Genomic DNA, 19250 nt, shown 5'->3' on the forward strand with positions numbered 1-19250 from the left:
GCTGCACGACGTGGCAGTCCGACGAAAGGCGGTGGGGACCATGACCCTCCCCCTGGTCGTAGGCGTCGACGGATCGGACCCGAGCCTGCTCGCGGTCGACTGGGCGGTTCAGGAAGCGGCCCGCCACGACATCCCGCTCCGGCTGGTGTACGCCTCCCGGTGGGAGCGGTACGAGGCCGGAGTGCCGCTCGACGGAACGCAACGGCCCTCGGAACGTGTGCTGGCCGAACACATCGTCGCCTCCGCGGCCGAGCGCGCCGCACAGCGCGGCCCGGATGTGAAGGTCACCACCGACATCCTCGCCGACGACCCGGTGCGCGCCCTTCTGCACGCGGGCGACGAGGCGTACGCCCTGGTCACCGGGGAACGCGGCCGGGGTGAGCTGACCGGGCTGCTGCTCGGCTCGGTCGGCCTGGCGGTGGCGGCCAAGGCGCACTGCCCGGTGATCGTGGTCCGCGGCGACAGGATCGGCCTGGCCGGCGGCCACGAGCGGATCCTGCTGGGCGCGGGGGAGCCCGCCACCGCGGCGGAGGCCGTACGGTTCGCCTTCCGTGAGGCCGAGGTCCGCGCGAGCGTCCTGGACGTCGTCCGGGCCTGGCGCTGCCCCGCCCACGAGATCACCGACCGCGCGTCGCACGCGGAGGCCGCCCGCCGGTACGAGGAGAAGGCGTCGGCGCTGCTCGACACGCTGCTCGGCGAAGCCATGGCGGACCATCCGAAGGTCAGGGTCCGCAGCGTGACCGCCGAGGGACCGGCCCACCGGATCCTCGTGCACCGTACGGCCGCCGCCGACCTGGTCGTCGTGGGTGCCAGGCGCCGGCAGGGACACGTCGGCCTTCAGCTGGGCCGGGTGGCCCACACCCTGCTCCACCACGCGGCGTGCCCGGTGGCGATCGTGCCGCAGCCGGTGTGATCGTTGCGGCGCGGATCGCCGTACCGCATCCGGAAGAGCAGTTCGAGGGCCGGGAGCCTGAGTGAGCGGCTGGACATGGGAGTACGAGGGTTACCTGCCCGCCGACGAACGGCTGCGGGAGGCGCTGTGCACGGTGGGCAACGGTTACTTCGCCACCCGCGGCGCCCTGCCCGAGTGCGCCGTCGACGAGGTGCACTACCCCGGCACCTACGTGGCCGGCTGCTACAACCGGCTCACCTCGGAGGTCGCGGGACACCGGGTCGAGAACGAGGACATGGTCAACGTCCCGAACTGGCTGCCGCTCCGGTTCCGGCTGCCGGGCGGTGACTGGCTCACCCCGGACACCGCCACGGTGCTCGACCACCGGCAGGTCCTGCACCTCGCCACCGGCCTCCTGGAGCGCCGGACCCGCTTCGCCCTCGGCGACGGCGGCGTGCTCTACGTCCGTCAGCAGCGCGTCGTCCACATGGCAGACCCGCATCTGGCCGCCCTGCGCACCGAGTTCACCGCCCAGGGTTACGCCGGGGAGCTGGAGGTCGAGGCCGCGCTCGACGGAAGCGTCACCAACGCCGGGGTAGCGCGCTACCGCGACCTCGACGGCCGCCATCTGACCGACGTGCGCAGCGGAGTGGCCACCCCTGACACCGTCTGGTTGCACTGCCGTACCAGTACCTCGGACATCCGGATCGGCCTGGCGGCCCGGCTGGTGACCGACGCGCCGATCATTGAGGCGGCCCCGACACCGCTGCGCGCCGTACAGCACCTCCTGCTCCCGCTCACTCCCGGACGTACCCTCGTCGTCGACAAGATCGCGGCGCTGCACACCTCACGCGACCCCGCGATCGGCGATCCCCTGCGGGCCGCCGTCGACCGGGTCGCCGCCGCTCCCGGTTTCGGCTCTCTCCTCGAATCGCACCGCAAGGCGTGGGAACACCTCTGGCGGCAGGCCGAGCTGGACGTCCCCGGCCGGGCCGGCCGGATCCTGCGGCTGCACCTCTTCCACGTACTGCAGACCCTGTCCCCGCACACGGCGGACCTGGACGTGGGGGTACCGGCCCGTGGACTGCACGGCGAGGCGTACCGCGGCCACGTCTTCTGGGACGAGCTGTTCGTCCTGCCCTTCCTCAACCTGCACTTCCCGGAGGTCTCGCGCGCGCTGCTCCGCTACCGGTACCGGCGTCTGGGCCAGGCCCGCGCGGCCGCCGCCGCGCTGGGCCGGCGCGGTGCGCTGTACCCCTGGCAGAGCGGCAGCGACGGCCGTGAGGAGTCCCAGGAACTGCACCTCAACCCCCGCTCGGGGCGCTGGCTCCCGGACCACTCACGGCTGCAGTGGCACGTCGGCTCGGCGGTCGCCTACAACGTGTGGCAGTACTGCGAGGCGACCGGCGACACCGGCTTCCGGGACACCGAGGGCGCCGAGACGCTCCTGCAGATCGCCCGCTTCTGGGCCGACTCGGCCACCTGGGACGACCGGCTCGGCCGCCACCGCATCCGCGGTGTGGTCGGGCCCGACGAATACCACGACGCCTACCCGGACGCACCGGAACCCGGCCTCGACGACAACGCCTACACCAACGTCACCGCCGCCTGGGTGCTCAGCCGCGCCCTCGAACTGCTGCGGACACTGCCCGAGCCGCGTCGCCGTGAACTCGCCGGCCGCACCGGCCTGGACGACGGCGAACTCGAACGCTGGGAGGAGGTGTCCCACACCCTGCACATCCCCTTCCACGACGGCGTCATCAGCCAGTTCGAGGGCTACGGCGACCTCGCCGAACTCGACTGGGCCGGCTACCGCGAGCGCTACGACGACATCCGCCGCCTCGACCGGATCCTGGAGGCGGAAGGCGACAGCGTCAACCGCTACAAGGCGTCCAAGCAGGCCGATGTCCTGATGCTCGGCTATCTCTTCTCACCTGCCGAACTCCGCTCCCTCTTCGAGCGGCTGGGGCACCCGCTGGACGACAGGACCTGGGTGCGCACGGTCGACTACTACCTGCGCCGCACCAGTCACGGCTCCACCCTCAGCGGCCTGGTCCACGGCTGGGTCCTGGCCCGCGCCCGGCGCGCGAACGCGTGGGCCTTCGTCCAGGAGGCCCTGCGCGGCGACATCGCCGACCTCCAGGGCGGCACCACCGGGGAAGGCATCCACCTCGGTGCGATGGCGGGCACCCTCGACCTCGTCCAGCGGGGACTGACCGGACTGGAGACCCGCGAAGGGGCGCTCTGGCTCGACCCCGTGCCGCTGCCGGAACTCTCCTCGTACGCGGTGTCCCTTCGCTACCAGGGGCACTGGGGCGTACGGCTGCGCCTGCGGCGAGGACGGCTGGAGATGCTGGTGCCCGCCTCGGACCGGTCGTCGATCTGCGTCCGCCTCCCGGACCGCGCGATCCGCGTGGAGGCCGGGGACACCTGCCGGCTGGTCCTTGCGGACGGTGCCTGAGGAGTGAGAGAACCGTCTCAGAGGGGACTGAGAGGTTCCTGTGCAAGTCTGAGACGCCCGTGTATCCATCGTGACCATCTCATCCGAGGATTTGTTGATGTCCCTGATAAACGGCTTGCCCGCCCATGTCCTGTTCGTGCACATCGTCGTGGTGCTCGTCCCGCTGGCCGCGCTGGCGCTCGTGGCCGCGGCGATCTCTCCGCGAGTCGCCCGGCGCATGGGCGTGGTGCTGCCGGTCCTGGCCCTGGTCGCGCTGGTCTGCGTGCCGCTCACGACCCAGGCCGGCGAATGGCTGGAGCGGCACGTCGACGACAACGCCCTGGTGGAACGGCACGCCGAGCTCGGGGACGGGCTGCTCCCCTGGGCCTTGGGCCTGTTCGTCCTGGCGGCCCTGGTCTGGTGGGGTGCCCGCGCCACCTCCGAGGCTCGGCAGGACGCCAAGGGCGCGGGCTTCTGGTCCGGCACGCCGGTGCGCGTGGCGGCGATGGTCCTCTCGGTCGTGGTGGCGGCGGGCGCCGTGGTGGACGTCTACCGCATCGGCGACTCGGGTGCCAAGGCGGCATGGCACGACGGCTTCTCCAAGACCGCCTCCCACGGAGACGCGGACGACTGAGGTTCCCTGCGCCAGCTGACGGGTACTCAACGTCCCTCGCCAAGAGGGACGTTCGGCCCCGTACGGCGGGCGGTGCGGCCCCCTGCGGGGCGGCCGCGACAGGGGGACATTGAAGGTGCAACGAGTCGTCAGATTCCCACGCACCACCCCCTGGAAGGGATGACCATCATGGCAGTCCACCACGACCACCCCCGCCGGCACCTCGGGTTCCACCTCCCGTCGCTCCGCGGGACCGGGACGGCGCCCGCGTCCGGTGAGGTGGCGACCGCCGCGGCGACGGCGACCAGCGCGTACGCGCTCGCCGGGCTCCGCCTGCTGACCGGGTTCGTCTTCCTGTGGGCGTTCCTGGACAAGACCTTCGGGTTCGGCTACGCGACGCCGTCCGGCAAGGGCTGGATCGACGGCGGCTCGCCCACCAAGGGCTTCCTGAGCGGTGTCGCCGCGGGCCCGATGGAGTCGACGTTCCACGACTGGGCCGGACAGGGCTGGGCCGACTGGCTGTTCATGCTCGGCCTGCTCGGCATCGGCCTCGCGCTGATCGCGGGCATCGGCCTGCGCCTCACCGCGCTCGCCGGCACACTGATGATGGCGTTCATGTGGATCGCCGAGTGGCCGCCGGCCAAGCACCTCTCGGACGGCTCGGCGAGCATGTCCAGCAACCCGTTCGCCGACTACCACCTCATCTACGCCGTCGTCCTCGTCGCCCTCGCGGCCGCGGGCGCCGGCACGGTCTGGGGCCTGGGCAAGGTCTGGGCCCGGCTGCCCTTCGTCGACCGCAACCGCTGGCTGCTCTGAACTCCGGGAACACCCAGCGACACGGCAGGCCCCGCGACGGGGCCTGCCGTGTTGTCGTACCGGTGGCCGAAGCCTGCCGTGTCGTACCGGTGGCCTGAGGCGACGCGCTCACGTCACTCCTCGGGCGACATGCCGATCGCCCCGCACAGGGTGCGGAAGACTCCAGGCAGCCCGTCGTGTCGACCGCGATCCCCTTGCCGTCCGCCGCGCACAGCGCCGCGTCCAGGACCAGCGGGCGCAGAGCGCCCCGCCGCGGCCCTGGCAGGCGCGGGGTCCGCAGGCGAGCGCGTTTGCGCCCCGGCCCCGGCCCCGGGGAAGTCACTCGTGCGGCACGATCGCGACCGGGCAGCGGACGTGGTGCATGACGGCGTGTGCGACGGGTCCGGTGTGCGGGCCCAGCCGGGCCGGCCGGATCCGGCGGCCGACGGCCAGCAGACCGGCGTCCTGCGCGGCGCACAGCAGCCGCTGCGCCGGGTGCCCCTCCTCCGGCTGCTCGACGATCTCCACGGCGGGGAACTTCTCCCGCCACGGGGCGAGCACCGAGTGCAGGGCCTGCCGGGCCGCGTCCTCCGCCTCCCGGTGCGCCCCGGCCTCCGCGGTGGCCCGCATCAGCGGCAGCCGCCAGGCGTACACCGCCCGCAGGGGCGCGCCGCGCAGGGCCGCGTTCTCGAAGGCGAACGCGAGCACCTGCTCGGCGGGCCGCACCGCGTCGACTCCGACGACCACGGCACGGTACGGGGTGTCCGCCGACCGGCGCCCCCCGGTGTCCAGGACGTGTTCGTCCTCGAGGGCATGGTCAGCGCGGACGAGCACCACGGGCCGTTCCGCCCGGGTCACCGTCTGCAGCGCCACCGAACCGGCCAGGAACCCGCCGAACCCGCTGAACGCCCGGCTGCCGAGCACCAGCATCTCCCCGGCGTCACCCGCGGCGAGGAGTGACTCGGCGGCGGGCCGGGGGATCTGCTCCGCGCTGAGGTACAGCTTCGGATACCGCTCGTTGATCTCGGCCAGGGCGTCGCGCAGGATCCGGCGGGCCCAGTGGCGCGGAACCGAGAGTTCCGGCAGTTCCGACTCACCGCCAACCGGTACCTCGGCCGCGTACACCAGGCGCAGCGGCAAGCCGCGCCGCAAGGCCTCGCGCGCCGCCCAGTCGGCGGCGGTGAGGCTCTCCCGCGATCCGTCCAGTCCTACGACTACAGGGCGAAGCACGACCCTCACCTCTCTCGGATCCGCGCCCGCGTCCGGGTGGTGCAGGCTCCGTAGCACCAGCGTTATCCGCGCGGCGCCGGCCCGGGCAGGGGCTCTCCGGCCCCGGGAGCGGGCCGAAGGTCCCTCAGGGCCGGCGGGCGGACCAGCGGGGCCTTCCCCGATGCGATGCGGGTCGCCCGGCCGGTCACCGCCGTCGCCTCACGGCGCCAGCGAGAAGTAGTTCTCCTCTTCCTGGGTGAAGTGCAGGCGCAGCACGGTGTGCAGCCCGTACAGGCAGGCCCGCAGGTCGTCGAGTTGCTCCGGGGCCAGCGGGCCCGCCGTACCGGCGAGCGTGAGGTGGGTGGCGATGCGGCGGGCGAGGCGTTCGATCTCGACGTGGGCGCGGCTCATCGTGGCGGTGGCCTCCGGGCCGCCGAGAGCGGGGGCGAGCGCCGGGTAGAGCTCGTGCTCCTCCGCGTGCTCGTGCGGCAGCAGCCGCTCGGTGAGCAGCCGGTGGACCTCCGCCACCGCCGCGAGGGAGTCCGGTCCGGCGTCGGAGGAGAGACGGTCGGCGGCGGAGCGCACGGCCTCCAGCACGTCCCGCAGGTCGTCGTGCTCGGCCGCGAAGCGGTGGATGAGCGCCTCCGTGGCGGGCTGCAGAGCCGGTCGCGCCGCCCGGTCGTCGCCCAGCGCCCGCAGGGCGTTGAGGATCACCAGGACGTCGATCCCTTCCTGGAGGAGAGCGCCGGCGGCGGGCGGGAGCAGACCGACGGCGGCCGCGGCCATCGCGGCCAGGGAGAGCGCCATCCCGCCGAGCGCGCTCTGCACGGCGATGCGCCGGGACCGTACGGCGACGGCGACCGCGTCGGCCAGGCGGTCCACCCGGTCGGTGGTCAGCACGACGTCGGCGGCCTCCGAGGACGCCGTGGCGCCGCGGGCCCCCATCGCCACCCCGATGTCGGCCGCCGCGAGGGCGGGGGCGTCGTTCACGCCGTCGCCCACCATCACCGTGACGGCTCGGGCACGTTCCGCGCGGACCGCGGCGACCTTGTCGGCCGGGGCGAGCCCGGCCCGCACCTCGTCGAGGCCGAGCACGGCGCCGACTTCCAGGGCGGGCTCGGCCCGGTCGCCGGTGAGCATCACGAGCCGTTCGACGCCAGCCGCGCGCAGCCGGCGCAGGGTGCGCGGCGCGTCGGGGCGCAGCGGGTCGTGCAGCAGGACGGCACCGACGGGGCGGTCGTCGACGCTCAGCCAGGCAACGGCGGCCCCGTCGAGCAGGGCCCGGTTGTCCACCGCGCGGACCCACTCCGGCTTCTCCGTGACGGCGCCGAGACGGCCCACCGCCATCCGCCGGCCCGCGAGCGTGCCGGTCGCGCCCCGGCCGGGCTCCTCCGACACGTCCGCCGGCACGGACAGCCGCAGGCCCCGCTCCCGGGCCGAGTCCACCACCGCCTGCGCCAGCACGTGCGGTGAGTACTGGTCGATCGAGGCGGCCAGCCGCAGCACCTGGCTGGACTGCCAGCCCGGCGCGGCGACCACGTCGAGAACCCGGGGATGTCCCTCGGTGAGCGTGCCGGTCTTGTCCAGGAGCAGGGTCCGGGCCCGGCCCAGTGCCTCCAGCGACCCGCCGTCCCGGACCAGCACACCGAGCCGCGAGGTCCGCGACATTCCGCACACGATGGCCACCGGAGCCGCCAGCAGCAGCGGGCACGGCGTGGCGACCACCAGGACGGCCACCGCGCGCACGGCGGAACCGGACACCAGCCAGGCCAGCCCCGCGGCCGCCAGGGACAGCGGCAGGAACCAGGCCGCGTACCGGTCGGCCAGCCGGACGACGGGCGCGGACTCGGCACCGGCCTGCCGGGCCAGCCGTACGATGCCGGCGTACGTGCTGTCCTGCTCGGTCGCCGTGGCGCGCATCTCGAACGCGCCGCCGGCGTTCACGACACCGCTGCGCACCGACTCGCCGGACGGGCGCCGCACGGTCAGCGGCTCCCCGGTGAGCACCGATTCGTCCAGCACCGCCGTGTCTCCGGCGACATGGCCGTCGACCGGGACGACCTCACCCGGGCCGACCACGAGCAGGTCGCCGGGCACCACGTCGGCCGACGGCACGGTGCGCACCTCGGTGCCGGTGCGCCGCCGTGCGGTACGGGGCGCGTGTTCCAGCAGGGCACGCAGGTCCCGGGAGGCGCGTCGCTGTGCCACCGACTCCAGGGTGCGGCCGGTGGCGAGCATGAGCGCGATCAGCGCCCCGGCCAGGTACTCGCCGACGACCAGGGTGCCGCCCAGCGCCACCACCGCGATCAGGTCCACACCCGCCTGTCCGCGGCGCAGGGCCTGCACGACCCAGGCGACGGCGGGGACGACGGCGGCGACCGTGCCGAGCGCCCAGCACAGGTCGGCGAGGCCACGGGCGTCCATCAGCCAGGCGATGGCGCCGGCGGCGAGCGCGACGGTCGTGACCGCCAGGAGAGCCGGTTCGGCGCCCGGGAGCCTGAACGGCCTGTTCCGCGGTGCGTGGTTCATCGGCGGGCCTCGCTCGGGTGACCACACGCCTTCAGCGGTGTGGGACGACGGTGACCGGACGCGCGGCACGGGCCGGGGGCGGTTCGGTACGAGGAGCTGGCGGCCGCCGTTTTCGGTTCTGCCGAGCGGACGGGCCGCGATCCGTGGCAGCCGTCGGACCCGGCGAACGCGGAACCGGTCATGACGCACACCTCCCGTGTCGGAGCGACGGCCGGGGCAGGCACGCCGCGTAGTGGTCTCCGATCCCAGCCTCCGTGCCCGCACAGCCTCCGCGGGAGGGCCGGTCGGTGCGCTGCCGGGACCGTACGGCCCTGTGCGGGCGGGGCCGGTCAGACGGACGGCGGCACCGGGACCGCGCGGAGGGTGGCCGCCCGGCCGCACGCTGTCGCCGGTCCCGGTCCCGGTCCCGGTGCAGCGGGCACAGGCCCCGCGGACAAAGGCAAGGGGCGGGCCGCGACGGCCCGCGTGGGCGACCGGCCCACGGCCGCGCCCTTCGGGGGACCCGCGCGCGCCGCCCTCCTCCTCGACGAGCGCGGCAGGCCGGCGCGCGGCGCGCGTGCCCAGCGCTCGAAGCCTCCTGGCCGGCGGCGTGCGGCGCGGCGGTCCGGGTCTCAGTCCTCGGGGACGCGTTCCTCCAGTGTCCGACCCGCCCTGCGCCGTGGTGACGCGGTTCCCTCGGGGCCGTAGCCCAGCCGGACCAGCATCTGGGCGTGCACCCGTCCGTCGTCCGGGACCCGGATGAGCTGTGCGCGCAGGTCGGGCCACTCCAGCGCCTGGTGCAGCAGCGAGGCGCGGACGCCGTGCGCGGTGGCGAGCAGCAGGACACGTTCCAGCGCCTGGCCCGCCCGCAGCCAGTCGGCCCGCCGGTCGTGCGCGGTGGAGAGCACGGCGAGGACCGGACGCGCCTCGAAGGAGCGGGCGGGCAGCACCGCGGGACGGCGGTGCGCGCCGAAGTCCCGCATCGGGACGCGGTCCCGGTAGTCCTGCGGCCCGATCGCCCCGGGCGGCACACCGAGGCCCGAACCGTCCGGCTCGTGCACCCAGCGGCGGCTTTCCGCCGCCCGCGCGCGATCCACCCGGTTGCGCTGCTCGGCCTCCCAGGTCAGGCGGAGCAGACGGTCGCATTCGGCGGGCTCCGAAAGGCTCAGCAGGGACCCTTCCGCGTGCGCGGTCTCGGCCAGTTCGGCGAACAGCGCGGCGGGAAGAGGCCGGCCGGAGAACGGCTGGCGGCTGCTGTGGCGGTGCCACACGGCGTCGTAGAGCCGTGGATCGACCGGGAACCGTACCGGGCCGCCGATGCGCAAGGTGGCCAGCAGATCCGGCTCGCCGGGCCGGGGGAGCAGCCGGGTGACCGGCTCCCACCCGCGGTGCGCCACCGCGACCCGCAGGTTGAGCAGCGCGCAGCCGAGGGACATGTGCAGCGCGCGCCCGGCCGGATCGGCGCGGCGCAGGGTGCGGCCGACGGCCGCGCGGATCTCCAGCGTGACCGGGTCCGGGGTGAGCCGGAACCGCCAGGGCTGCGTGTTGTGGACCGAGGGCGCGGCCACGGCCGCCGAGAGCAACTGCTCCAGGGTCGTGCGATCGAGGGCCGTGGTCTGCATGAGGCCTCCTCTGCGTCCGGCGCCGGGTCGTCGGCGGGCCGTCGGGCGACCTGTCCAGCGTGGGCTCTTGGGGGCGGGTCGGGGAGGGGCCGAAGGGCCCAGGCGCCGTGCCGTACGGGGGATGGCGCAGCGGCGCGCGAACCAGCCCGCCTGCCCGGGACTTGGCCCGTCCGCCCCGGACTTGGGCTGCCCGCCTGGGGCTTGGGCTGCCCGCCTGGGGCTTGGGTCACCCGCCCCGGACTTGGGTCACCCGCCCCGGGCTTGGCCCGCCCGCTCCGTACTCGAACCACCCGCCACGGACTTGGGCCACTCGCCGCGTACTCGGGGCCGACCGGCCCGAGTTACCGCCGTACAGCCCATAGGAGCGTGGCCCGTGTCCGCGGGACGCTCGAAGTGCGGTGAATTCAGCAGGAGTCGAGTCGGAGGAGGCGCGATCATGAAGTACCGGAAGGTCGGCTCCGTGATGACCACGGAGGTCGTCCGTGCCGAGCGCGGCACCCCGTTCAAGGAGGTGGCCCGCCTGCTCGGCGAAGGCCGCATCAGCGGAGTGCCCGTCGTCGACGCGGCCGACAGGGTCGTCGGGGTCGTGTCCGAAACGGATCTGATGTTCCGTCAGGCCGAGACTCCGGACCCCTGGCTGCCCGCGAGGCGCCACCGGCTCGCGGGCCTGACACCCGGAGGACGTCGGCGGGCCGCCAAGGCCAGGGCCCTTGCCGCGAACCGGCTGATGAGCGCGCCGCCGGTCACGGTCCACGCCGAGGAGACCGTCGTGGCGGCGGCCCGGATCATGGCGGAGCACCATGTGCAGCGGCTGCCGGTCGTCGACGAGGAGGACCGGCTCGTGGGCATCGTCACCCGCGGCGACCTGCTGAAGGTCTTCCTGCGTCCGGACGCGGAGATCCGCGAGGAGGTCGTCGAGGAGGTGCTGGTGCGCGGGCTGTGGGTGCCCAGGGGCAGTGTCCACGTCTCCGTGACCGAGGGCGTGGTGACGCTCTCCGGGCAACTGGAACGCAGGAGCGACGCGGAGATCGCCGTCGCCATGACCGGCCGGGTCGACGGTGTCGTCGCGGTCGTCGACAAGCTCGGCTACCGGCTGGACGACTCCCGGACGCAGCCCGACGAGCAGGCTTTCCACGGCGTGACCGACGGCTGGCTGCGCCGGCTGTGACGGCCGCACGTCAGCTCCGGTACCGCCCTGTCATGACCGATGCGGCCACGGGGTCGCGGCACCCGGACCGGACGCGGGGCCGGACAGCCCGTGCGGCGTGGGAACGGGGCCGGGGATGCCGGCGGCGAGATCTTCCCGAAAGGCGGTGCCGACCATGACCACGGCATACCGGATCCCGTACCGGAACCCCGGCCACGCGGCTCACCATCTGGCACGGGCCGCCTCCCTCGCGCCCTCGCCGCACAACGTCCAGCCGTGGTTCTTCGCGGAGGTGGGGCACGACCGGGGCTTCGAGCTGCACGCCGACACCGGAAGGCGGCTGCCGCTGACCGACCCGGACGGCCGGCAGGCCGTCATCGCCGTCGGAGCCGCCCTGTTCAACGTGCGGATCGCCGTACGGCACCTCGGTTTCCGGCCCGTGGTGGACGTGCTGCCGGTGTCCGGACGGCCGGAGTTCCTCGCCCGCGTGGACTTCGGCGCGCACGCGCCGGTCACCCGCGGTGAGGCGCGGCTGGTTCGGGCGATCGGGCAGCGGCGCACCCACCGCGGCCGGTTCGCGTCGGGGGCGTTGTCCGAGACCCTGCTCGACGACCTGTGCGCTCAGGCCCGGGCCGAGGGCGCCGAACTCCAGCCGGTCGACAGCACGGACCGGCTGGAGCTGCTGGCCGATCTCGTGCGCGGCGCCGAGGACCGGCACCGTACGGATCCCGGGCACGCCGCCGAACTCGCGCGCTGCGTCGGGCCGTGGGGACTGCCCGCCGAGGCCTGCCTCGGCCACCCCGACCTGACACTGCTGGCCGGCCGGGACTACCTCGGCCTGGCCCACCGGTACACCGTGCCGGTCCGCAGCCGCGGCGTGGGGACGGGGTCCGTCCTCGTGCTCTCCACCCCGCGCGACGGCCGCGCGGACTGGCTGCGGGCCGGGCAGGCGCTCCAGCGCGTCCTGCTGTACGCCGCCGCCCGCGACGTCAAGGCCGCCTTCCACACCCAGCCCCTGGAACTGCCCGCCCTGCGCGGTGAGTTGCGGACGTGGTTCACTCCGCGCCGGTTCCCGCAGATGGTGCTTCGGCTCGGTCACGGGGCACCCACTCCGCGGCTGCCCCGGCGTCCGCTCGACGGTCTGCTCGTGCGCGAGAGCGCACCGGCACCGGGGCGTTGACCAGGGCCGGGGTGCCGGGCGGCCCGGCCGCGGGGCGGCAGACGTCAGCAGATGCGGGGCAGTTGCTCCCCGAGCGGCATGTCCACGATGCGCCGGGCACCCACCAGGGTCCGCAGCGTCACCCGTCCGCCGGGCCCCTGCGGCAGCACCTCCCCGATCCGTACCGCCTGTGCGCCCTCCGGCAGGGAACGCAGTGCCGCCAGCGCCGCGTCGGCGGCGTCGGCGGCCACGAACGCGACCATGCAGCCCTCGTTGGCCACCACCAGGGGGTCCAGACCGAGCAGGTCACAGGCCCCCGCGACGGCCTCCGGCACGGGCACGGCGGCCTCCTCGACCTCGACGGCGACCCGGGAGTCACGGGCGATCTCGTTGAGGGCGGCCGCCAGCCCGCCCCGGGTCGGGTCGCGCAGCGCGTGGACGGCGGGGCCCAGCGGTGCCAGCGCGGCCACCAGCCGGTGCAGCGGCCGGGAGTCGGAGGCGATGGCGCTCTCGAAGCCGAGGCCCTCGCGGGTGCTGAGCACGGTCGTGCCGTGCAGCCCGACCGGGCCGGACAGCAGCACCGCGTCACCGGGGCGGGCCAGCGCCGCGGACGGGTGCAGTCCGCCGTGCCGCTGCCCGACACCGGTGGTGTTGACGAACAGCTTGTCGGCGGCGCCGCGGCCCACGACCTTGGTGTCCCCGGTGACCACGGGCACCCCGGCGTCCCGGGCCGCTTTCCCCAAGGAGTCCATGACGGCGCCGAGTTCGGCCAGCGCGAGCCCCTCCTCGACGATCAGGGAGAGCGTCAGGGCGAGCGGCCGCGCGCCCCGCATGGCGAGGTCGTTGACCGTGCCGTGCACGGCCAGGGACCCGATGTCCCCGCCGGGGAAGAAGAGCGGGCTGACCACGAAGCTGTCCGTGCTGATCACCAGCTCCCGGTAGCCGGGCAGCAGCGCGGCGTCCTCCAGGGGGCCCTGTTCGGTGTCCACGGCGGGCAGGATCAGCCGGTCGAGCAGCTCCGAGGTCAGCCGGCCGCCCGCGCCGTGGCCGAGCAGCACCACCTCGTCCTCGTGCCGGGGAGTGGGGCACTCGGTGGTCATGACTCACTCCTGACGCGTCCGGCCGCGTGGAAGGCGGCACACGTGCCCTCGGACGACACCATGGGGGCGCCGAGGGGATGACGGGGGGTGCAGCGGGTGCCGTACGCGGCGCAGTCCGTGGGCACCGACGCCCCGGTGAGGATCGCGCCCGCGATGCACTCCGGGTCCTCTACCGGGCTGAGGCCGCCGACGTCGAAGCGGCGGGCCGCGTCGAACCCCGCGTACGGCTCGGCGAGTTCGAGCCCGCTGCCGGGCAGGGTGCCGATCCCGCGCCAGGCCCGGTCGGTGGTCCGGAAGACCGTGCGGACGGCGTCCTGGGCGTCGGTGTTCCCGTCGCGCCGCACCGCCCTCGCGTACTGGTTCGCCACCTCGTACCGCCCGGACTCCAGCTGCCGTACCGCCATCAGCACGCCTTCCAGCAGGTCCAGCGGCTCGAAGCCGGTGACCACGATCGGCACCCGGTAGCGGGCGGCGATCGGCTCGTACTCGCGCCAGCCCATCACCGCGCACACATGCCCGGCCGCCAGGAAGGCCTGCACCTCGCAGTCGGGGTCGTCGAGCAGCGCGGTCATCGCCGGCGGCACCAGGACATGGCTGACCAGCATCGAGAAGTTCGCCAGGCCGAGCCGGGCCGCGTGCAGCACGGCCGTGGCGTTGGCCGGGGCGGTCGTCTCGAAGCCCACGGCCAGGAACACCACTTGGCGGTCCGGGTGCGCGGCCGCCAGGCGTACGGCGTCCATCGGGGCGTACACCACCCGCACGTCCGCGCCCCGCGCCCGCAGCGACAGCAGGTCGGTGCCGGTGCCCGGCACCCGCAGCATGTCGCCGAAGCTGGTCAGGATCACACCGGGCGTCGCGGCGATCGCCATGGCCCGGTCCAGGGTCTCAAGCGGGGTCACACAGACCGGGCAGCCCGGCCCGTGGATCATCCGCATCCCGGCCGGCAGCAGTTCGTCGATGCCCTGGCGCACCAGGGTGTGGGTCTGGCCGCCGCACACCTCCATGATCCGCCAGGGGCGGGTGGCGGTGTCCCGCAGCTCGTCCAGCAGCCGCCGGGCGAGAACGGGGTCGCGGTACTCGTCGAGGTACTTCATCGGTGTCTCACGTCCGGCGACGCGGGGACGGCCCGGGGCCGGTGTTCAGGCATCAGGGCCTCCGGGCGCGGACGAGGAGGTGCGGACGACCGTCAGGTCGAGGAAGTGGGTGGAGCACGAGACGCACGGGTCGTGGTTGCGGATCACCCGCTCGCACAGTGCCGTCAACTCGTCGTCGCCCGGGTCGCGTTCGCCGATCGCCTGCTGGGCCAGGCGGCGCAGGTCGTCCTCGATCGCGGCCTGGTTCTGCGCGGTGGGCGGCACCAGGCGGGCGTCCGTGACGATGCCCTCGGCGTCCAGCGCGTAGCGGTGGTACAGCAGACCGCGCGGTGCCTCGGTGGCGCCGTGGCCGACGCCGGCGACCGGCGGCACCTCGGTGTAAGGGTGCGCGGGCGGCTCGTACCCGGCGATGATCCGCAGCGCCTCGTCGACCGCGTACACCACCTCCACCGCCCGCACCAGGATGGACCGGTACGGATTGCGGCACACGGCACCCTCGTGCGGATCCCCGAGCCCCGCCTCGACCGCGGCCTGCCGGGCCACCGGCGTGAGCCGCCGCCCGCCGATCGCGAACCGGGCCAGGGCGCCGGTCAGGTGCAGGCGCCCGTCGAGCCGTGAGTGCAGCGCGGTCGAGTGCGGCAGGTGGGTCTCGCGGACGTGTGCGGAGAAGTCCCGGACCGGGAAGGAGCTCGTGGTGCCGTCGGCGCGCAGCACCGTAGGGGTGCCGCTCTCGACGGCGTACGTGTCCGGGGCGGCCAGCGCCAGCAGGTCGGCGTCGGTGCGGGCGTCCGGGAAGTCGAAGCCGGCCACCCAGCGCACGGTGTCCCACGCGTCGTCGAGGGCGCGCCGCAACTCCGCCTCGACCGGCCGGAGTTCGTCCCGCGTCGGTACCCGGTGGAAACCGCCGAGCCGGACGTTCACCGGATGGATCGCGCGCCCGCCGAGCAGCTCCATCAGCGAGTTGCCGGCCTTCTTCAGCCGGAGCCCCCGCTCCACCGCCGCCCGGTCCGTGCGGGCCAGTTCGATCGCGCTCGCCCGCCCCAGGAAGTCCGGGGCGTGCAGCAGGTAGATGTGCAGTGCCTGGCTCTCGATCCACTCGCCGCAGTACAGCAGCCGGCGCAGCTCCCGGACCGCCGGGTCGACGGTGATCCCGCAGGCGTCCTCGATCGCCGCGCACGCGCTCATCTGGTACGCCACCGGGCAGATTCCGCACACCCGGGCCGTGATGTCCGGCGGCTCGGTGTAGGAGCGGCCGCGCAGGAACGCCTCGAAGAACCGGGGCGGTTCGTAGATCTCCAGCCGGGCCTCGGTGACCGTGCCGTCGTGGACGCGCAGGCTGAGGGCGCCCTCGCCCTCGACCCTGGACAGCGAGCCGACGTGCAGGACACGGGATCCTCGGTGCGTCACGGGTTCTGCTCCTTGTCGAAGGCGGCGAAGGTGTCGAAAGCGTCGAAGGCGGCCGCGTTGAAGGTGTGCAGGAAGCGCCCCACGGCGTCCTCGTCGAGGCCGTCGCGGCGCAGCAGCGGGATCAGCGCGGGCAGGTTCACCGACCCGGACGGGCCGAAACAGCCGAAGCAGCCGCGCCGGTAGGCCGGGCACAGCGCCCCGCAGCCGGCGTGCGTGACCGGCCCGAGGCAGGGCGTGCCCTCCGCGACGGTCACGCAGACCGTGCCGCGCCGCTTGCACTCGAAGCACACACTGTGGTTCGGGACGTCCGGCCTGCGGCCCGCGAGGAACGCCGTGAGCACCTCCAGCAGCTGCCGCCGGTCGATCGGGCAGCCGCGCAGCTCGAAGTCGACGTCCACGTGGTCCGACACGGGGGTGGAGGTGGCGAGCGTGGAGATGTACTCGGGGTGCGCGTAGACCACCCGCCGGTACTCGTCGACGTCGGCGAAGTTCCTGAGGGCCTGGATGCCGCCGGCCGTCGCGCACGCGCCGATGGTCACCAGGTGGCGCGCGGCCGCCCGGACGGCGCGGACGCGTTCGGCGTCCTGGGGCGTGGTGACCGAGCCCTCGACGAGTGCCAGGTCGTAGGGGCCGGGACGGATCTCACTGGACGCCTCCAGGAAGTGCGAGATCTCCACCGCGCCCGCCAGGGCGAGGAGTTCGTCCTCGCAGTCCAGCAGGGTGAGCTGACAGCCGTCGCAGGAGGCCAGCTTGAAGACGGCGAGTGTGGGCGTAGGCCGCTCGGGCTGCGCGCTCATGTCACAACTCCCTCACCGACAGCAGGGGTTCGGCCATGTCCCAGCCGACGACCGGCCCGTCGCGGCACACCAGCACCGGGCCGAGCTGGCAGTGCCCGCAGTGCCCGGTGGCGCAGCGCATGTTGCGTTCCAGCGAGACCCGGATGCGCTCCGGGGGCACTCCGAGATGGGCGAGATCGCGGGCGGTGGCCCGGATCATCGGCTCGGGTCCGCACACGAACGCCCAGCCGTCGCCGGGATCGAAGGGCGCCCGGCCCATCACCTGGGTGACCACCCCGACGTCCCCGCGCCACGCGGTGTCCGGCCAGTCCACGGTCACCCCGGTGTACGCCGTCCGCCACCGCTCCAGCTCCTCGCGGGAGATCAGGTCGGCCGGGGTGCGCGCGCCCACGACCACGCTGACCCGGCCGTAGGCCTCCGGTTCGGCCAGCGCGCGCAGGATCAGCGGCCGCAGCGGGGCGAACCCGATGCCGCCGGCCACCACCAGCACGTCCCGGCCGCGGGCCCGCTCCAGCTCCCAGCCGGTGCCGTACGGCCCGCGCAGCCCGAGGACGTCTCCGGCGCGGGTCTCGCACAGCCCGTCGGAGACGGCCCCCACGCCCCGCACCGTGTGCGCGAGACCGCCGGTGGCCTGGACGGAGCTCACCGAGAGGGGGATCTCGCCGCGGCCGAAGCAGTGCACCATCGCGAACTGCCCCGGCGCGAACTCGGCGAGCGCGTCACCGACCGGCTCCAGCCGCAGGGTGACCGAGTCCGCGGTCTCCCGGCGGCGCTCGACCACGCGGTACGGCACCGGAACGGCGGTCATGACGTACCGCCCGCCGGGGTGGCACCGTACAGGTCGACGAGCCGGGCACGGGCCGCGTTCAGCCGGTGGGACACCACCCGGCCCACCCAGCGGCACACGTCACGGCCGAACTCGGCGTCGCCGTCGCACATCAGCCGGACGGCGACCGCGTCGAACTCGTACGCCCGCACCCGGGTCACCGCCTGCGCGCCCAGCTGCCAGACGTACGGCTCGAACAGCCAGGACCAGCCGACCAGGTCGCCCGTGCCGAGGGTCTCGATCACCGGGGTGCGACGGCCGGGAACGTGCAGGTCCAGGGCGACCGTGCCGTCGCGGACGATCCAGAAGCGGTCGGCGTCGCTGCCCTCCTCGAAGAGCCGGGTGCCCGGCCCCAGCTCGACCTCGCGGGCCAGGCGCAGCAGCCGGTCGCGATGCTCGGCCGGCAGCGCGTGCTCCACGCGCAGCGTGATCGAGGGGGTCATCGCTCCGTCTCCGCCCCGAGTTCGGTGTGCAGCGCGGCGACTTCCTCGGTGATGTCGATGCCGGCCGGGCACCAGGCGATGCACCGCCCGCAGCCCACGCATCCGGAACTGCCGAACTGGTCGTGCCAGGTGCCCAGTTTGTGGGTGAGCCACTGCCGGTAGCGGGACCGCCCCGAGGAGCGGACCGGGCCCTCGTGCAGAGAGGAGAAGTCCAGGTCGAAGCAGGAGTCCCAGCGCTGCCAGCGCTCGGTGTGGTCGCCGGTGAGGTCGGTGACCTCCTCGGTCGTCGTACAGAAGCAGGTCGGGCACACCATCGTGCAGTTGCCGCAGGTCAGGCAGCGGGCGGCGACATCGTCCCAGCGCTCGGCCGCCAAGCTCGCGCCCAGCAGCGTCCGCAGGTCAACCGTGGGCAGGGCGCGGCCCATGCGACCCCGGGCGGCGTCCACCGCGCCGCAGGCGGCGGCCTCGGTGACCTGGTCGGCGGAGCGGTGCGGCACCTCGGCCAGCAGCCGGGCGCCCTCCTCGCTGCCGACCCGCACCAGGAAGCGGTGGCCGTAGCCGTCCACGACCTCGGTGAGGGCCAGGTCGTACCCGGGGCCGGCCGCGGGCCCGCCGCCGGCGGAGACGCAGAAGCAGGTCGCGCCGGGCTCGGTGCACTCGGCCGCGATCAGCAGCGCCCGCCGCCTGCGCCGGCCGTATCCGGAGTCCTCGAACCGCCCGCCGGTCAGCACCCGGTCCTGGATCGCGATGGCCCGCAGGTCACAGGGGCGCACGCCGAGGAAGGCGTACGACGGCGGCTCGGCGTCGTCGGCCGTGAAGGACAGGTCCCCCTGCGGTGTCCGGTCGGCGCTCCACAGCCGCTCGCGGGCCGGGTGCAGGAAGGACTTCCAGGACTGCGGTCCGCTGCTGTGCGCGAAGGCCGCGCCGTCCGCACGGGGCACGAGCCGGTAGCGGCCCGCGTCGAGCTCGACTCCCCAGCCGTACGGCAGCCGGTCCGCGGACGTCAGTTCGGCGAGCACGATCGCGCCGTCACGCACCGTGGGTCCGACGACCGTCCGGCCCTCGGCCACCAGAGCCGCGACGAGCGCGTCCAGCCCCTCCTTGTCGATGACGGCGCAGGGCGCGGAGACGGTCATGGCGGTCCTCCTCGTCGGCGGCGGTGCCGGATTCGTCCACCGTCAGCTTCCGGCTGCCACGG

The 19250-nt window shown here is 74.4% G+C and carries 16 protein-coding genes; 6 read left to right on the plus strand and 10 right to left on the minus strand.

All coding sequences use genetic code 11. From position 1 onward, the window contains the following. Nucleotides 1-40: 40 nt before the first annotated feature. From LQ326_RS04145 to LQ326_RS04160, 4 genes are all read left to right on the plus strand, one after another. Complete coding sequence (locus LQ326_RS04145) at nucleotides 41-913, plus strand: universal stress protein (RefSeq protein ID WP_234532567.1); 873 nt, start codon at nucleotides 41-43, stop codon at nucleotides 911-913. Nucleotides 914-974: 61 nt separating this feature from the next. Further along, nucleotides 975-3353, plus strand: a complete 2379-nt coding sequence (locus LQ326_RS04150) for a glycoside hydrolase family 65 protein (protein WP_234532569.1) — start codon at nucleotides 975-977, stop codon at nucleotides 3351-3353. Nucleotides 3354-3450: 97 nt separating this feature from the next. Beyond that, nucleotides 3451-3966 carry a DUF2231 domain-containing protein gene (locus tag LQ326_RS04155; RefSeq protein WP_234532571.1) on the plus strand — a complete coding sequence of 172 codons (516 nt, stop codon included), beginning with the start codon at nucleotides 3451-3453 and terminating at the stop codon, nucleotides 3964-3966. Nucleotides 3967-4134: 168 nt separating this feature from the next. Then, on the plus strand, nucleotides 4135-4761 hold the full coding sequence (locus LQ326_RS04160; protein ID WP_234532846.1) for a hypothetical protein: 627 nt from the start codon (nucleotides 4135-4137) through the stop codon (nucleotides 4759-4761). Nucleotides 4762-5079: 318 nt separating this feature from the next. Here LQ326_RS04160 and LQ326_RS04165 read toward each other — a convergent pair whose 3' ends face one another. The 3 genes from LQ326_RS04165 to LQ326_RS04175 all read right to left on the minus strand — a co-directional run bounded on the left by LQ326_RS04165 (nucleotide 5080) and on the right by LQ326_RS04175 (nucleotide 10079). Beyond that, on the minus strand, nucleotides 5080-5970 hold the full coding sequence (locus LQ326_RS04165; protein WP_234532579.1) for a universal stress protein: 891 nt from the start codon (nucleotides 5968-5970) through the stop codon (nucleotides 5080-5082). A 198-nt stretch (nucleotides 5971-6168) separates the two neighbouring features. Then, complete coding sequence (locus LQ326_RS04170; protein ID WP_234532580.1) at nucleotides 6169-8478, minus strand: heavy metal translocating P-type ATPase; 2310 nt, start codon at nucleotides 8476-8478, stop codon at nucleotides 6169-6171. Nucleotides 8479-9089: 611 nt separating this feature from the next. Continuing rightward, the gene (locus LQ326_RS04175; RefSeq protein ID WP_234532581.1) at nucleotides 9090-10079 is read right to left on the minus strand and encodes an Acg family FMN-binding oxidoreductase; all 990 of its coding nucleotides are present in this window, start codon (nucleotides 10077-10079) and stop codon (nucleotides 9090-9092) included. A 436-nt stretch (nucleotides 10080-10515) separates the two neighbouring features. Here LQ326_RS04175 and LQ326_RS04180 point away from each other — a divergent pair, with 436 nt between their 5' ends. Then, nucleotides 10516-11247, plus strand: coding sequence for a CBS domain-containing protein (locus tag LQ326_RS04180; RefSeq protein ID WP_234532582.1), 732 nt, complete (start codon nucleotides 10516-10518; stop codon nucleotides 11245-11247). A 154-nt stretch (nucleotides 11248-11401) separates the two neighbouring features. Beyond that, nucleotides 11402-12406 (plus strand): Acg family FMN-binding oxidoreductase, encoded by a 1005-nt coding sequence (locus tag LQ326_RS04185; RefSeq protein ID WP_234532583.1) that lies wholly within the window; start codon nucleotides 11402-11404, stop codon nucleotides 12404-12406. A gap of 44 nt (nucleotides 12407-12450) precedes the next feature. Here the strand turns inward: LQ326_RS04185 and hypE are convergent, their stop codons facing one another. From hypE to LQ326_RS04220, 7 genes are read right to left on the minus strand one after another with little or no spacing between them, the layout of a single operon-like run. Continuing rightward, entirely contained in the window at nucleotides 12451-13485 is a 1035-nt protein-coding gene (hypE, locus tag LQ326_RS04190) for a hydrogenase expression/formation protein HypE (protein ID WP_234532584.1), read from the minus strand. Continuing rightward, the gene (gene hypD / locus LQ326_RS04195) at nucleotides 13482-14579 is read right to left on the minus strand and encodes a hydrogenase formation protein HypD (RefSeq protein ID WP_234532592.1); all 1098 of its coding nucleotides are present in this window, start codon (nucleotides 14577-14579) and stop codon (nucleotides 13482-13484) included. The genes hypE and hypD overlap by 4 nt, the downstream gene beginning before the upstream one ends. Before the next feature lie 45 nt (nucleotides 14580-14624). Next, nucleotides 14625-15986, minus strand: coding sequence for a Ni/Fe hydrogenase subunit alpha (locus LQ326_RS04200; RefSeq protein WP_234532593.1), 1362 nt, complete (start codon nucleotides 15984-15986; stop codon nucleotides 14625-14627). After that, a complete protein-coding gene (locus LQ326_RS04205; protein WP_234532595.1) occupies nucleotides 15983-16783 on the minus strand; it encodes an NADH-quinone oxidoreductase subunit B family protein in 801 nt (266 codons plus the stop codon). Before LQ326_RS04205 ends, LQ326_RS04200 begins: the two co-directional genes overlap by 4 nt. A 1-nt stretch (nucleotide 16784) precedes the next feature. Beyond that, the gene (locus LQ326_RS04210) at nucleotides 16785-17591 is read right to left on the minus strand and encodes an FAD/NAD(P)-binding protein (RefSeq protein ID WP_234532598.1); all 807 of its coding nucleotides are present in this window, start codon (nucleotides 17589-17591) and stop codon (nucleotides 16785-16787) included. Continuing rightward, entirely contained in the window at nucleotides 17588-18052 is a 465-nt protein-coding gene (locus LQ326_RS04215) for a Crp/Fnr family transcriptional regulator (RefSeq protein ID WP_234532600.1), read from the minus strand. Before LQ326_RS04215 ends, LQ326_RS04210 begins: the two co-directional genes overlap by 4 nt. After that, the gene (locus tag LQ326_RS04220) at nucleotides 18049-19188 is read right to left on the minus strand and encodes a 4Fe-4S dicluster domain-containing protein (protein WP_234532602.1); all 1140 of its coding nucleotides are present in this window, start codon (nucleotides 19186-19188) and stop codon (nucleotides 18049-18051) included. The genes LQ326_RS04215 and LQ326_RS04220 overlap by 4 nt, the downstream gene beginning before the upstream one ends. Between the last annotated feature and the right edge of the window lie 62 nt (nucleotides 19189-19250).

Origin of the sequence: Streptomyces shenzhenensis (assembly GCF_021462265.1) — a bacterium.
In the GTDB taxonomy this organism is placed as follows: domain Bacteria; phylum Actinomycetota; class Actinomycetes; order Streptomycetales; family Streptomycetaceae; genus Streptomyces; species Streptomyces shenzhenensis.

What these genes read in the sequence shown, in the direction of transcription:
- LQ326_RS04145 (WP_234532567.1), top strand. Translation starts at nt 41, where the DNA reads ATGACCCTCCCCCTGGTCGTAGGCGTCGACGGATCGGACCCGAGCCTG.
- LQ326_RS04155 (WP_234532571.1), top strand. Translation starts at nt 3,451, where the DNA reads ATGTCCCTGATAAACGGCTTGCCCGCCCATGTCCTGTTCGTGCACATC.
- LQ326_RS04160 (WP_234532846.1), top strand. Translation starts at nt 4,135, where the DNA reads ATGGCAGTCCACCACGACCACCCCCGCCGGCACCTCGGGTTCCACCTC.
- LQ326_RS04170 (WP_234532580.1), bottom strand. Translation starts at nt 8,478, where the DNA reads ATGAACCACGCACCGCGGAACAGGCCGTTCAGGCTCCCGGGCGCCGAA.
- LQ326_RS04175 (WP_234532581.1), bottom strand. Translation starts at nt 10,079, where the DNA reads ATGCAGACCACGGCCCTCGATCGCACGACCCTGGAGCAGTTGCTCTCG.
- LQ326_RS04180 (WP_234532582.1), top strand. Translation starts at nt 10,516, where the DNA reads ATGAAGTACCGGAAGGTCGGCTCCGTGATGACCACGGAGGTCGTCCGT.
- LQ326_RS04185 (WP_234532583.1), top strand. Translation starts at nt 11,402, where the DNA reads ATGACCACGGCATACCGGATCCCGTACCGGAACCCCGGCCACGCGGCT.
- hypE (WP_234532584.1), bottom strand. Translation starts at nt 13,485, where the DNA reads ATGACCACCGAGTGCCCCACTCCCCGGCACGAGGACGAGGTGGTGCTG.
- hypD (WP_234532592.1), bottom strand. Translation starts at nt 14,579, where the DNA reads ATGAAGTACCTCGACGAGTACCGCGACCCCGTTCTCGCCCGGCGGCTG.
- LQ326_RS04205 (WP_234532595.1), bottom strand. Translation starts at nt 16,783, where the DNA reads ATGAGCGCGCAGCCCGAGCGGCCTACGCCCACACTCGCCGTCTTCAAG.
- LQ326_RS04210 (WP_234532598.1), bottom strand. Translation starts at nt 17,591, where the DNA reads ATGACCGCCGTTCCGGTGCCGTACCGCGTGGTCGAGCGCCGCCGGGAG.
- LQ326_RS04215 (WP_234532600.1), bottom strand. Translation starts at nt 18,052, where the DNA reads ATGACCCCCTCGATCACGCTGCGCGTGGAGCACGCGCTGCCGGCCGAG.
- LQ326_RS04220 (WP_234532602.1), bottom strand. Translation starts at nt 19,188, where the DNA reads ATGACCGTCTCCGCGCCCTGCGCCGTCATCGACAAGGAGGGGCTGGAC.